Below are 13496 nucleotides of genomic sequence, written 5' to 3'. Positions count from 1 at the left end.
AAGGGTATTGCCCGGCCTGCCGCCAGCGGTTTTGCAACGCTGGCGGGAATAATCCCGGAAAGGAAATCAGAAGCTGTGGCGTATGCCCACTTCCGCACCCGTTGACGTGCCCTTGGGAGCAAGCCCCGGTGCACCGCCCGACAGGGCGAAATTCGCATTGCCCTTGTTGGATATGCGGGCCACGGTTCCATACAAGGCCGTGCGGCGCGACAGATCATGCACATAGCCGATGGCATATTTGTTCGCATCGCTGCCATTGAATGCCACCGGACCCTTGCGCGAATCGGTACGCACATAGGAGGCGCGGAGATGGCCGCTGCCCACGGGAACCGTCATGCCCAGCAGCCAGCGGTCCTCGGAGCCCAGGGTGCTGCTGCCGTAGGTGCCGAAAGGCAGGTCCTCCCGCTGGAAGTGGCCCATGAGCTTGGCGAAACCGAAGTCGTACGAGGCGCCCGCGCCATACTGCCTGAACTTGGCGCCGGCGGCGCCGATGTCGGTCGTGCCATAGGACAGCGACAGGCTCAATGGACCGTTTTCGTAGTGCACCCGGCCTGCCACGTGGCGGCCCACGTTGCTCGATGGGTTCTCGTCCATGGCGTACATGAATTCCGCACGCAGGCCCCAGAGGCTGGGCGAGAGGTACTGGATCGCGTTGTCGCGGCGGTAGTAGGACGGTGAGAAGCCGTCCGGCATGCGGCTTGCCACGGCGGAACCGCCCAGTCCGATCACGCCGAACGGATCGTATTTGTAGGTATGTGCCGAAGCCGGCGAAAGGTCGCGGCCCAGGCGCACTTCGCCGAAACCTCCCGACAGGCTCACGGTGGAACGGCGCTGGAAGAACTTGCCCGTGGAGCTGAACGTGCCCGTGTCGGCATTGACGTCCGACTCCAGCCAGAAGCCGGCCCTCAGTCCGCCGCCCAGATCCTCGTCGCCGCGAAATCCCAGCCGCCCGGAGGCCAGGCCGCTGTTGTTCATGGTCAGGTTGCCAGGCAGGTCGCTGTTCCTCACGTAGCGCGCATTGACGTCTACGATGCCGAACAGGGTGATGGATGACTGCGCGCTGGCCGCCAGCGAAATGACGGGCAATGCTGCCGCCAATATGCGATTGAATTTCATGCCTGATCCTTGTATTGAATGGTGGATTCCATGCGCATCCATTTTCAAAACGGATGCTGTGGTAAATACTAGAATCCGCAGGCGATCGCAGTCGGTCTTGAAAAGAAATGGGCAGGGCATGGCAAGCCATTCACAGGCTTTTCGTGCAAAACCTGTTCCACCCCGCCAACACCAGAAGGCAGGGGCTGCCATTCATGACAGTTACCTTTCTTCAAAATGTCTTGAATGTCACTTTGCTGTCGGGTGGATGGATGTTGGGCATTGATAGCATTCAGGGGATTGACTCCGGTGAAATAAAAATAATCCGTGTCGTATCGCTGATGCGGCTGTGGGTGGGTATTGAAAGATAGGCGGGGGGGACAGAAAATGCGTCGCGAGGATGTCAAGCTGAGGATGCTGGCGAGAAGAGGGGACACGGGGGCCAGGCTTCAGCTCGGGGAGGCCTATCTGGCAGGGGGGCCGGGCGTGCCCAGAAGCATTTCCGTGGGGCTCGGCTACCTGCAGGCCGCACTGCCCCAGGCCAGGCGCCAGGCCTCGGTCTGCATGGCCCTGCATCTGCCGCTGAGGCAGTTGCTGGAGCACGGGCTGCTGGAGCCTTTGAGGATCGCTGCGCAGTACGAGGATGTCGGGCGCCAGAAGCTCGCCGCATGGCATCTCATCCGGGGGGAACTCGATCTGGCGCTGGAATGCCTGGGCCGGTGCAGCGCTTCCCTTCCGTGCCACGGGGCAGGCGGCGCATCCGCGCTCACCTGCGGCGAGCTGCTGCAGGTCCTGCAGATCCTGCGCGCCGTACAGCCGCAGGACATTGCCGAGGTCATGGCCAGCGAAGCCCGCCAGGCCATGGCCATGGGCCAGTCGCCACGCGCAGTGCAGATGCTGGAGCTGCTGGGCGATCTGCCCCATGCCGCTGCCTGTCCCGCCATACAGCAGCTGATCGCCGACCTGGTTCACCAGGCGGAGGTGGCAGGCCATGGCCTGGGGCGGCTGGCGGTGGGCTGGATAGAAAGCAGCCTGGAGCGCTGCGCCGCCGATGGCGACCTGCACGCCTGCCATGCGCTGGGGCGGGCGCTTTCCGGCCAGTCCTGCGCGCACCTTGCGCCAGACAACCTCGTGCACGCGCAGAACCTGCGCAAGGCGGCAGCCCTGCTGCTGCGCGCCGCCGATGGCGGCATCGCCGTCGCTTGGCTGCACCTGTTTCGCCTGTGTTCCGACTACCGCAGTTCGGTGGCCAATCCCACGCTGGCGCGCTTTTGCCTGGAGAAGGCGGCGCGGCACGGCCTGGCGGAGGCCCAGCGCCGCCTGGGTGCGCTGGTGCTGCGTGACGCCACACGCATCGAATCCATGGAGCAGGGCGTGGCCCTGCTCCATGCCGCGGCGGCCAAGGACGACGAGCAGGCCGGGCTGCTGCTGCGCTCGTTGCTGCTGCCCGTGGACGGGGGCGACGAGGAGGCGCTCACGGCCATCGAGGCGGTGCGGCCCGATGCGCCGCGGCTGGCCATGCGGCTGCGCCTGGCGCGGGCGTTCGGGCTCACTAAGCAGGAGGCGCTGTCGGTCGACCCCTTGACCGCCATGCGGCCCTGGGGCCTGGTGGTGGGCCACAACCCCTTTGTGGCGAAGGCACGGCTGTGCGAGCCCCGGGCCGTGCCCGCGACCACGCCCGAGGCCCGCTGCTGCCTGGAGCAGGCCGCTTTCCTGTTCTCGGCGCAGCGCCAGGAATCCCTGGTGCCGGAAGGATCGCTGCGGGCACGTTCGCTGCAGTTGCGGCGCTTGTTCCACCGGCTGCAGATCAGCGAGACGGTCTTTTTCGCCTCCGCCTCCTCCCGGCAGCGCGAGGCCATCCGCGTCGGCACGAAATGGGCGCGACGGCAGCAGCAGATGCTCAGGCAGGTGCTGGCCTGAGCCTTGCCGTGCGGTCAAAGGAGCGAGCATGAAAGTCCTGATCGTGGACGCCCATCCTCCATCGGCGCAGTACCTGTGCCAGGGCCTGTGCCAGGACGGGTTTAACGTGGACGTCGCGCATGACGGCCGGCAGGGCCGCGACATGGCACTGAGCCGTGCCTACAGCCTGGTGGTGCTGGACCTGGACCTGCCCGGGTTGAGCGGGCGAGAGGTCCTGCAGGCCCTGCGCCGGGCCACAAGCACCCCCGCCATCGTGGTTGCCGCAAACGACAGCCTGGAGGACCAGGTGTTCTGCCTGCAGCACGGCGCGGATGACTACCTGGTCAAGCCCATCAGGCTGCCGGTGTTCCTGGCCCGCGCAAGGCTGCGCATGCGCGGGTCCGCCGGGCGGGAGGGCATGCGCCTGACTTTGGCGGATCTGGTGCTGGACCTGTCCAAGAAGCGGGTCGAACGCGCCGGTCGCCGGCTGGACCTGACCCGGCAGGAGTTCGCCGTCCTGTGGCTGCTGCTGCAGCGCCAGGGCGATGTGGTCTCGCGTGCCGAATTGGTGGAGCAGGTCTGGAGCCTGCCCGTGGATGCCTTGAACAACGCCGTGGACGTGGCGGTGTGCAGGCTGCGCAGCAAGCTCGACGATCCCTATGCGGTCAAGCTGCTGCACACGGTGCGGGGCATGGGCTATTTGCTGGCGCTGCGGACAGATTCCCCGTGACCGCAGCCTTGCCTACCCCAGCCACTGCCGGATGCGCCCTGCCAGCGCCTGGGCGCTGATGCCGTAGCGCTCATGCAGCGTGGGCAGGGCGCCCGCGTCGAGGAAGGCGTCGGGCAGGCCCGCCAGCCGAAAGCGCGCGGGCCGCACATCGCGCTCCAGCAGGGCGCCGGCCACGGCCTCGCCCAGGCCGCCCACCACCGAATGGTTCTCCGCCACCACCACCAGGCGCGGCCCGCTGGCCACGGCCTGCACGATGGCCTGCACATCCAGCGGCTTGATGGTGGCGCAGTGCAGCACGGCGGCGCCCACGTTGTCGGCGGCCAGCAGCTGGGCGGCCTCCAGCGCGCGCATGGTCATGAAGCCGCTGCAGATGATGAGCACCTCGCGGCCCTCGCGCAGCATCTTGGCCTTGCCCAGCTCGAACCGGTAGTCGTACTCGTCCAGCACCAGCGGCACGTTGCCGCGCAGCAGCCGCATGTAGACGGGGCCGCGGTGCGCCGCGATCTGCGGCACGGCCTGGGTGATGTCCAGCGCATCGCAGGGATCGACGATGGTCAGTCCCGGCACGGCCCGCATCATGGCCAGGTCGTCCGTGGCCTGGTGGCTGGGGCCGTAGCCCGTGGTCAGGCCGGGCAGGGCGCAGCAGATCTTGACGTCCAGGTTGTCCTCGGCAATCACCTGGTGGATGAAGTCGTAGGCGCGGCGCGTGCCGAAGACGGCATAGGTGGTGGCAAACGGCGTGAGCCCCTCCTTGGCCATGCCGCCGGCGGCGGCCATCAGCAACTGCTCGGCCATGCCCATCTGGAAGAAGCGCTCGGGGTGGGCCTGGGCGAACAGGTGCAGGTCGGTGTACTTGGCCAGGTCGGCGGTCAGGCCGACCACGTCGGGGCGGCTGGCGGCCAGCTCCACCAGGGCCTTGCCGAAAGGCGCGGCCTGCACGCGCTGGCCCTCGGCGGCGATGGAGGCGATCATGGCCGAGGTGGTCGGCCGGGGCTTGGGGGTGGCAAGAGGCATGTTCATGGCAGGGCGGGCTCCAGGGGTTGCGATGCGTCCAGGATGGCGATGGCCTGCTGCCACTCGGGCGGATCGACGCGGATGAAATGGTTCTTCTCGCGCTGCTCCAGGAAGGGCACGCCCTTGCCCATCAGCGTGTCGCAGAGGATGACGCGGGGCCGGTCCTCGGCCAGCGCCCGTGCCGCGTCGAAGGCCTGCACCACCTGGCCCAGGTCGTTGCCGTCCACGCGCTGCACATGCCAGCCGAAGGCGGCCCATTTGTCGGCCAGCGGCTCGAAGCCCAGCATGCGCGTGGAGGGGCCGTCGGCCTGCTGGTTGTTCACGTCCACCAGGCAGATCAGCCGGCCCAGGCCGTGGTGGGCGGCGGACAGCGCGGCCTCCCAGGTCGAGCCCTCGTCCAGCTCGCCGTCGGACATGGAGTTGTAGACAAAGGCATCGCTGCCCTTGTGGCGCAGCGCCAGCGCCATGCCCACGGCGATCGGCAGGCCCTGGCCCAGCGAGCCGCCCGAAATCTCCATGCCTGGCGTATAGCTGGCCATGCCCGACATGGGCAGGCGGCTGTCATCGCTGCCATAGGTCTGCAGCTCCTCGTCGGACAGGATGCCCGCCTCGGCCAGGGCCGCGTAGAAGGCGATGGCGTAGTGGCCGTGCGAGAGCAGGAAGCGGTCGCGGCCCTCCCACCCGGGCTCATCGGGCCGCAGCCGCAGCGCGTCGCCATAGGCCACGGCCAGCACATCGGCCCAGCCCAGGGCCTGGCCTATGTAGCCCTGGCCCTGCACCTCGCCCATTTGCAGGGCGCGGCGGCGTATGCGCCAGGCACAGGCCGCGAGCCGGGCCAGGCGCTGTTGCAGTTCTTGGTTCATGCATCGTCTCCTAGGGATGGAAAGGCGCGCGGCTCAGCGCAGGATGCTGGCCGGCACATAGGACACCAGCGCCAGCACCGCCAGCGCCACCAGGTAGAAGGGAATCAGCTCGCGCACGGTCTGGCCCACCTTGACCCGGGCCAGCGAGCTCGTGATGAACAGCGTCGTGCCCACGGGCGGCGTGTACAGCCCCAGGGCCAGGTTCACGACCATCATGATTCCGAGCTGGGTCATGTCCATGCCGATGCTCTGGGCCAGCGGCACGAACACCGGCGTGAGCAGCAGCACGGCGGCCGGCAGGTCGATGAACATGCCGATGAAGAGCATCAGCAGGTTCATCAGCACGATCACCAGCCAGGCCGAATGCACATGCGACTGCACCCACTGGACGATGCCATCGGGCATGCGGTCGAAGGTCAGCAGCCAGCCGATGGCCGCCGAGGCCATGATCACCAGCAGCACCACGCCCGTGGCCAGGCCCGCATGCACCACCGCATCGTTGAGCCGGCGCCAGCCCAGGTCGCGGTACACCACTGCCGACACCAGGCCCGCATACAGCGTGGACAGCACGGCCACCTCGGTGGGCGTGGCAATGCCCAAGCGCAGGAACACGATGATCAGCACCGGCAGCAGCAGGGCCGGGCTGGCGTACAGCAGGTGGCGCCGGAAGGCGGGCCAGGCAAAGGGCGTGGTGTCGCGCGGAAATCCGCGCCTGCGGCCCACCCACCAGCACACACCCATGAAGCCCGCGCACATCAGCAGCCCCGGCACGATGCCCGCCACGAACAGCGCCGCAATCGATGCATTGGCGCTGAGCGCGAACAGGATCATGGGGATCGACGGCGGGATCAGGATGTCGATGGTGGCCGCCGCCGCCAGCGTGGCCGCCGAGAACGCGGGCGGATAGCCCAGCCGCCTGTGCCACGGGATCATCAGCGATCCGATGGCCGAGGCGTCGGCCACGGCCGAGCCCGACACCCCGCCGAACAGCGTGGACGACATCACCCCCACCTGGGCCGGCCCGCCGTGAAAGCGCCCTATCAGCGCCGACAGCACGCCCACCAGGGCCTCGCCCAGGCGCCCGCCCATCATCAGCGAGCCGGTGAGCATGAAGAACGGGATGGCGATCAGCGGAAAGCTCTGCACCTGGGCCACCATCTGCTGCACCAGCAGGTCCAGCGGCACGCGGTCCGAGGTGGCGGCCGCCGCCATGGCGCCCATGAGCAGCGCGTGCGCAATGGGCATGGCGATCACGGCGCCCGCCATGAAGACGAAAAGCATGATGAAGGACATGGACCTGCCCCCTTCACCAGTGCGCGGCGGCCACCGGCCGCGCGGGTTCGGCATCGGCACTTGCGGCATTGGTCGCATCTGCAGCCCCTGCGGATACCCGGCCCCCGCCCGCCACGCAGGCGCGCCATGCCGACTGCAGGGCCAGCAGGGCCAGCAAGGCCATGCCCACCATCACGCAGCCATAGGTCAGCGAGCCGGGAATGCCCAGGATCTGGCTGCGCTCGTCATGCACGATCTCCAGCATGTTCAGCGTGGACCAGGCCAGCGTGGCGTACAGGGCGGCCACGGCCAGCCAGCCCAGCACGGCCGTGGCGCGCCGCACTCGGGCAGGCAGGGCCTCGACCAGGAAGCTGGTGGTGATGTGGGCGCCATGGGCGGCGGCCAGCACCACGCCCGACATCACCAGCCAGGGAAACAGCAGCTCGGGCACCTCGTTGGCCCACTGCAGGCTGGTGCCGCTGGCATAGCGCAGGGCGGTGTTGCACACCAGGATCACGAAGATCACCAGGGTGCTGGTCCACAGCACGGCGCGGCACAGGCCCGTGACCAGGCGTTCGATGAGGTTCATGGATGGCTCCCTGCGCTTGACTGCGCGCCTGCGGCCTTGACGACCTTGGCGATATAGGGGCCCGCAGGGCTGGCCAGCCACTTGTCCTGCACCTTGGCCGTGGCCTGGGCGAAGGCCCGCGCGTCGATGGTGCTCACCTCCACGCCCTTGGCGCGGAGGTCGTCCAGCAGCTTGTCGTCGGCCTCGCGCGCCAGCTGGCGCTGGTAGGCCGTGGCCTCCTGCGCGGCCTCGGCCAGCAGCGTGCGGTCGGCGGCCGGCAGCCGGTCCCAGCTGCGCTTGCCCATGATCAGCGGCGTCATCTGGAACATGTGGCCCGTCAGCGCCAGGTGCTTTTGCACCTCGTACAGCTTGCTGGCGTGGAAGTTGGCCAGCGGGTTTTCCTGGCCGTCGACCACGCCCTGCTGCAGGGCCACGTACAGCTCGGCGAACTTGATCTGCTGGGCCTCGGCGCCCAGGGCCTGGATGATGTCCACCAGCACCGCGTCGGGCGGCGTGCGCATCTTCAGGCCCTTGAGATCGTCCACGCTGCGCAGGGGCCGCTTGCTGTTGGTCATGTGGCGTATGCCGTTGTCCCAGTAGCCCAGCACCACCATGCCCTTGGCGGCCGATTTGTCGGCCAGCTCCCGGCCCAGCGGCCCGTCCAGCACCTGGAAGGCACGGGCCGGCGTGGCGAAGAGAAACGGCATGCCATAGGCCGCGTACTCGGGCACGGCCGCGGCCACCGCGCCCTGGGAATTGGCCGACAGGTCCAGCGCGCCCGTGCGCAGGGCCGTGACCATGGCCGCGTCGTCGCCCAGCTGGGCCGAGGGGGCGACCTGCACCTCGATGCGGCCTGCGCTGCGTGCCTTCACCAGCTCGGCGAACTTCAGCGATGCCAGGTGGCGCGGATTGTCGGGCGCGGCGCCGTGCCCCAGCGTGAGCTTGACGGCCTGGGCACAGGCCAGGGCCGGCAGCAGCAGGGCGCAGGCGGCCAGGGCGGCGCGGTGGAAAAGCGTGCTTTGCATGGTCTTGTCTCCTTTGCTTGGGTTGTGTGCGGCCATGCAGGCCATGGCCAGGCGCGCGGGGCTCAGTGGATGAGCATCCCGCCGTTCACATCGAGCGTGATGCCCGTGCAATAGGCGGCCAGGTCGCTGGCCAGGAATACGCAGGCGCCGGCCACATCGTCGGCGCGGCCCAGGCGGGCCAGCGGAATCGTGGCGGAGATCTCGCGCTTGCGCTCGGGGCCGAGCTTGCCCTGGGTGATATCGGTCTCGATCAGGCCCGGCGTGACGCAGTTGATGCGTATGCCCTCGGCGCCGAACTCGCGCGCCATGGCGCGGGCCAGCCCCAGCACGCCGGCCTTGGCGGCCGAATAGTGCGGCCCGCCGAAGATGCCGCCGCCGCGCTGGGCCGAGACGGAAGAGATGCAGACGATGGCGCCCGCTTGCTGCCTGCGCATGGCCGGCAGCACGGCCTGGGACATGTACAGCGTGCCGCGCAGGCTCACGTCGAGCACGCGGTCGTAGTCGGCCCCGCCGATCTCCAGCGTGCCCACGGCCTGCGTGATGCCCGCGTTGTTGACCAGCGCGTCGATGCGGCCGAAGGCGCGCAGCACGGCGGCGGCCGCCGCCTCGCACGAGGGCTTGTCCGTCACATCGGCCACCAGCCCCAGGTGCCCTTCGCCCAGCCGCGCGGCCGCGCCGGCCGGATCGGCCCGCTCCAGGTCGAGGATGGCCACGCGGGCCCCCTGGGCGGCCATCTGGCGCGCCGTGGCAAAACCGAGTCCGTTGATCCCTGCGCCGCCGGTGATGATGGCGGCCCTGTCCTTGAGCAGCATGTGCCTGTCTCCGCTGTAGTTGTGGTGGATGCAGCCATCTTGGGCTGTCACGAGCATGAAGACAAACGATGTTTCATCAGCCTAAGATGACGGTTCTTCAGCTCACGTACGGGGTCTCCCGGGGTCTGCCCGTGAGCTGCCCGCGTCTTCGAGGAACTTGCCATGGCATCCATTCCCAGCAGTGCCCACCTGCAGGCCTTCGAGGCCGTGGCGCGCCGGCGCAGCTTTGCGCTGGCGGCCTCCGAGCTGCACCTGACGGCCTCGGCCGTCAGCCACCAGGTGGCCAAGCTGGAAGCGCAGCTGGGCGTGCGCCTGTTCGAGCGCAGCGCGCATGGCGTGCGCCTGAGCCGCCCGGGGCAGGCCTACCTGGAGCGCGTGGGCGGCGCGCTGGCGGCCATCGTCTCGGCCACCGAGGACCTGCGCCACAGCATGAGCAACAGCCTCTACGTGCACTGCGCGCCCAGCATCGCCAGCCTCTGGCTCATGCCCCGGCTGCGGGACTTTGCGAGGGCCTGCCCGCACATTGCGCTGAACCTGTCGGCTGCGCATTCGCACAGCGACTTCGCGCTGGGCCAGGCCGATATCGACATCCGCTACGGCATTGCGCAGTGGCCGGAGCTGGAGGTGGAGCCCCTGTTCGAGGAGCACATCCTGCCGCTGGCCAGCCCCGCGTTCGTGGCCGAGCATGGGCTGCAGCGCGTGCAGCAGTTGCTGCATGTGCCGCTGATCCAAAGCAACGTCAGCATCGTCCAGTGGTCGGACTGGTTCCAGGCGTTCTCGCAGCTGCGCGCGCCAGAGCGCTTTGCCGTGCGCTTCGACCGCGCCCAGATGTCGCTGGACGCGGCTACGCAGGGCCTGGGCGTGGCGCTGGAAAGCGCCATGAACGCGGGCGGCCACATTGCCGACGGCCGGCTGGTGGCCCCCTTCGGCATGGACCGGGCCCTGCGCGTCAAGGCCCACTTTGCCGTCTACCCCGCGCGCAACGCCCGGCGCCCCGCCGTGGCGGCCTTCCTGGCCTGGCTGCATGCCGAGGCCGCGCGCACCGAGCAGCAGCCCTGCCGCCAGTGCCCGGAATGAGTTGGCGGCCGGACCGGGAAAAGGGGCCGGACAGATATTCCCGCATCCGGCGGAAAAGGCCTGCGATGCAATTTCTCTATGAATGAGCGAGTGCGCGGCAAATGGTTTTATTGCCCCCTGTTTTCGGCGAATGACGACGCGATTGCCAGCAGGGATTGGCAATAATTCCGGACAGCCATATACACAGGGAGTGCCACGCTGAAATGGCCAAATCAGCAAGACGCCGATTTATCGGACTGATCACGGTGAGCTACGGATTGCTCGCATTCGCCTGGATCATTCTGTCCGACAAGCTGTTGTTCGCGTTGGCAGGCAGTGCGGATATCGGCTGGCTTTCCGTCGCCAAGGGGCTGTTCTTTGTGCTGGCCACGGACTTCCTGCTGTTCTTCGCGCTGTGCTCGGTGCCGGCCGCGCACAGCGGCGGCGCCTCCGCCATCACCCAGGAAATGGGGCCGCGCCGTTTCCCGGTCTGGGCCTCCTATCTGTTTGCCCTGGCCATGAGCCTGGCCGTGCTGGCCGCCAGCAGCACGCTGGCCAGCCATTTCGGTGAACGCTCGCTGCTGCTGCTGTTCATGCTGCCCGTGCTGGTCAGTGCGCTGATCGGCGGCCTGGGGCCGGGCCTGCTGGCCACGGCCTTTGCGGCCTACAGCCTGGACCAGACGGACGGCGTCGCCGTGCGCGACTGGGCGCAATGGGGGGTGGTGGCCGTCAACGGCCTGGCCGTGAGCGTGCTGGCCGAGACGCTGCAGCGCTCGCTGCGCAAGGCCAACATGCAGCGGCAGCTGCTGGACTCGGTGATCTCCGGCACCTCGGACGCCGTCTTCGTGAAGGACCTGCGCGGGCGCTATCTGCTGGTCAACCGGGCCGCCGCCAGCCTGGTGGGCCGGCAGGCCGAAGACATCGTGGGCAAGGACGACTTCGCGCTCTTTCCCTTCGGCATCGCCAGCGCCATCCGCAGGAAGGACCAGGCGGTGCTGCGCCAGGAGGTGGCCACGCATGAGGAGCAGCTGACGGTGGAGCCGGGCAGGACGCTGGACCTCCTGGTCACCAAGGGCCCGGTGCGCAATACGGCAGGCCACATCGCAGGCCTGTTCGGCATCTCCCGGGACATCACCGAGCGCAAGCGCTTCGAACGCGAGCTGGCCCAGGCCGCCGTGGTGTTCGACAGCAGCCACCAGGGCATCATGGTGGTCGATCCGGCGCGGCGCATCACGCGCGTCAACCCGGCCTTCACCCGCATCACCGGCTATGCGCCCGAGGAGGTGATCGGCCAGACGCCGCGCGTGCTGTCCTCGGGCCTGCACGGGCCGGAGTTCTACCGGCAGATCTGGGCCTGCATCGCGCGCGACGGCTTCTGGCACGGCGAGATCTGGAACCGCCGCAAATCGGGCGAGATCTTCGCCGAGATGCTGTCCATCTCCGCCGCGCAGGGTGCCGGCGGCGAGATCGAGCACTACATCGGCGTCTTCACCGACATCAGCCACATCAAGGCCCATGAGGCCGAGCTCGACCGCGTCACCCACTACGACCTGCTGACCGGACTGCCCAACCGCCGCCTGCTGGTCGAGCGGCTCAACCAGGCCATGCTGCGCACGGCGCGCGAGGGCCGCTCCCTGGCCGTGTGCTTTCTGGACCTGGACGGCTTCAAGGAAATCAACGACCTGCACGGCGTTGCAACCGGCGATGCGCTGCTGGTGGGCGTGGCCGAGCACCTCAAGAGCGTGCTGCGCTCCGAGGACACGCTGGCCCGGCTCGGTGGCGACGAGTTCGTGCTGCTGCTGTCGCAGATCGGCTCGGTCGAGCACTGCACCTCCATCCTCGACCGGGTGCTGGAGGCGGCCAGCCGCCCCGTGCCCGTGCAGGACCGGGTGCTGACCGTGACCGCCAGCGTGGGTGTCAGCCTCTACCCCGACGACCAGGCCGACCCCGACCTGCTGCTGCGCCATGCCGACCAGGCCATGTGTGTGGCCAAGCAGGCCGGGCGCAACCGCTACCAGCTGTTCGACCCGGAAAACGACCGCAAGGCCGATGCGCGCCGCCTGCAGCTGGGCTGGCTGCGCCGTGCGCTGGAGCAGGGCGAATTCCTGCTGCACTACCAGCCCAAGGTGGAGCTGGGTGGCGGCAGGCTGGTGGGCGCCGAGGCCCTGCTGCGCTGGCACGACCCGCGCCAGGGCCTGCGCTCGCCGGCCGATTTCCTGCCCTTCATCGCGGGCAGCGACCTGGAGCGACCGCTGGGCGACTGGGTCATCGGCGAGGCCGTGGCCCAGGCGGCGCGCTGGCTCGACCAGGGCCTGGACCTGTGCGTGAGCATCAACGTCAGCGCCAACCAGCTTCTGGATGGCGGCTTCCACGCCACCATGGCCCAGGTGCTGGCCCGGCATCCCGAACTGCCGCCGCACCTGATCGAGCTGGAAATCCTGGAAAGCGCCGCCATTGCCGACATGGAGCAGGCCATCCAGGTGATGGGGCAGTGCCGGCAGCTGGGCATACGCTTTGCGCTGGACGACTTCGGCACCGGCTACTCCTCGCTCACCTACCTGCGCAAGCTGCCCGTGCAGTCGCTGAAGATCGACCAGAGCTTTGTGCGCGACATGCTGGCCGACCCGGACGACCTGGGCATCGTCGAAGGCGTGATCCAGCTGGCCAGCACCTTCCAGCTCGAATCCGTGGCCGAAGGCGTGGAAACCCCCAGGCATGCGCGCCGCCTGCGCGAAATGGGCTGCCACGTGGCCCAGGGCTACGGCATCGCCCGGCCCATGCCCGCCGACCAGCTGCCCGCCTGGGCCGCGCGCTGGCAGGCAGGGGACAACTGGCTGGTGCATGGGCGGCACATGCCGTCCGAGGCCTGAGCCTCGCGCCACCGCGCCACCGCGCCCGCGCAGGCTATGTCAGCTCGGCCGGCCGGGTCTCCTGCGCACTGCGGCTGGGCAGGATGATGGTGAAGATGGCGCCGCCTGCCGGGCCGTTGCCGGCCACGATGGTGCCGTCCATGGCGTCGATGATCTTGCGGCAGATGGCCAGCCCCAGGCCCGTGCCGCCCGAGCCGTCCTTGGTCTTGCTGGACTGCACGAAGGGCTGGAAGATCTTGTCCAGCTCCTGCGGCGGAATGCCCGGGCCCTGGTCGGAGAAGGCGATGCAGAT

The 13496-nt window shown here is 68.6% G+C and carries 13 protein-coding genes; 5 read left to right on the top strand and 8 right to left on the bottom strand.

The features are described 5' to 3' along the window. Positions 1–66 precede the first annotated feature (66 nt). On the bottom strand, positions 67–1116 hold the full coding sequence (locus ACF8ML_RS01830; protein ID WP_016450601.1) for a porin: 1050 nt from the start codon (positions 1114–1116) through the stop codon (positions 67–69). A 143-nt stretch (positions 1117–1259) separates the two neighbouring features. Here ACF8ML_RS01830 and ACF8ML_RS01825 point away from each other — a divergent pair, with 143 nt between their 5' ends. The 3 genes from ACF8ML_RS01825 (at position 1260) to ACF8ML_RS01815 (ending at position 3724) form a co-directional block, all read left to right on the top strand. Beyond that, complete coding sequence (locus ACF8ML_RS01825; protein ID WP_133073138.1) at positions 1260–1466, top strand: hypothetical protein; 207 nt, start codon at positions 1260–1262, stop codon at positions 1464–1466. A 115-nt stretch (positions 1467–1581) separates the two neighbouring features. Then, the gene (locus tag ACF8ML_RS01820) at positions 1582–3015 is read left to right on the top strand and encodes a hypothetical protein (RefSeq protein WP_235434694.1); all 1434 of its coding nucleotides are present in this window, start codon (positions 1582–1584) and stop codon (positions 3013–3015) included. Between the two features lie 28 nt (positions 3016–3043). Further along, the gene (locus ACF8ML_RS01815) at positions 3044–3724 is read left to right on the top strand and encodes a winged helix-turn-helix domain-containing protein (RefSeq protein WP_209672801.1); all 681 of its coding nucleotides are present in this window, start codon (positions 3044–3046) and stop codon (positions 3722–3724) included. 12 nt (positions 3725–3736) lie between these two features. Here the strand turns inward: ACF8ML_RS01815 and ACF8ML_RS01810 are convergent, their stop codons facing one another. The 6 genes from ACF8ML_RS01810 to ACF8ML_RS01785 all read right to left on the bottom strand — a co-directional run bounded on the left by ACF8ML_RS01810 (position 3737) and on the right by ACF8ML_RS01785 (position 9278). Then, positions 3737–4744 carry a transketolase family protein gene (locus ACF8ML_RS01810; protein WP_047327989.1) on the bottom strand — a complete coding sequence of 336 codons (1008 nt, stop codon included), beginning with the start codon at positions 4742–4744 and terminating at the stop codon, positions 3737–3739. Next, positions 4741–5601, bottom strand: a complete 861-nt coding sequence (locus ACF8ML_RS01805) for a transketolase (RefSeq protein ID WP_154836251.1) — start codon at positions 5599–5601, stop codon at positions 4741–4743. The genes ACF8ML_RS01810 and ACF8ML_RS01805 overlap by 4 nt, the downstream gene beginning before the upstream one ends. A gap of 33 nt (positions 5602–5634) precedes the next feature. After that, the gene (locus ACF8ML_RS01800; protein WP_016450596.1) at positions 5635–6894 is read right to left on the bottom strand and encodes a TRAP transporter large permease; all 1260 of its coding nucleotides are present in this window, start codon (positions 6892–6894) and stop codon (positions 5635–5637) included. Between the two features lie 13 nt (positions 6895–6907). Beyond that, positions 6908–7462 (bottom strand): TRAP transporter small permease, encoded by a 555-nt coding sequence (locus ACF8ML_RS01795; protein WP_209672802.1) that lies wholly within the window; start codon positions 7460–7462, stop codon positions 6908–6910. Further along, complete coding sequence (locus ACF8ML_RS01790; RefSeq protein ID WP_209672803.1) at positions 7459–8466, bottom strand: TRAP transporter substrate-binding protein; 1008 nt, start codon at positions 8464–8466, stop codon at positions 7459–7461. The genes ACF8ML_RS01795 and ACF8ML_RS01790 overlap by 4 nt, the downstream gene beginning before the upstream one ends. A 62-nt stretch (positions 8467–8528) precedes the next feature. Beyond that, on the bottom strand, positions 8529–9278 hold the full coding sequence (locus tag ACF8ML_RS01785; protein WP_392406067.1) for an SDR family NAD(P)-dependent oxidoreductase: 750 nt from the start codon (positions 9276–9278) through the stop codon (positions 8529–8531). A gap of 162 nt (positions 9279–9440) precedes the next feature. On the opposite strand from ACF8ML_RS01785, the gene ACF8ML_RS01780 reads away from it, so the two are divergent. Beyond that, entirely contained in the window at positions 9441–10355 is a 915-nt protein-coding gene (locus ACF8ML_RS01780; RefSeq protein ID WP_016450592.1) for a LysR substrate-binding domain-containing protein, read from the top strand. Positions 10356–10612: 257 nt separating this feature from the next. Beyond that, positions 10613–13204, top strand: a complete 2592-nt coding sequence (locus ACF8ML_RS01775) for a putative bifunctional diguanylate cyclase/phosphodiesterase (protein WP_392406038.1) — start codon at positions 10613–10615, stop codon at positions 13202–13204. Positions 13205–13238: 34 nt separating this feature from the next. Here ACF8ML_RS01775 and ACF8ML_RS01770 read toward each other — a convergent pair. Then, a partial coding sequence (locus tag ACF8ML_RS01770) for a sensor histidine kinase (protein WP_392406037.1) occupies positions 13239–13496 on the bottom strand: 258 nt, incomplete at its 5' end.

This window comes from Delftia sp. WSY_10 (assembly GCF_043104705.1).
GTDB lineage: Bacteria > Pseudomonadota > Gammaproteobacteria > Burkholderiales > Burkholderiaceae_C > Comamonas > Comamonas tsuruhatensis.
This window is presented reverse-complemented; position numbering and strand designations above follow the sequence as displayed.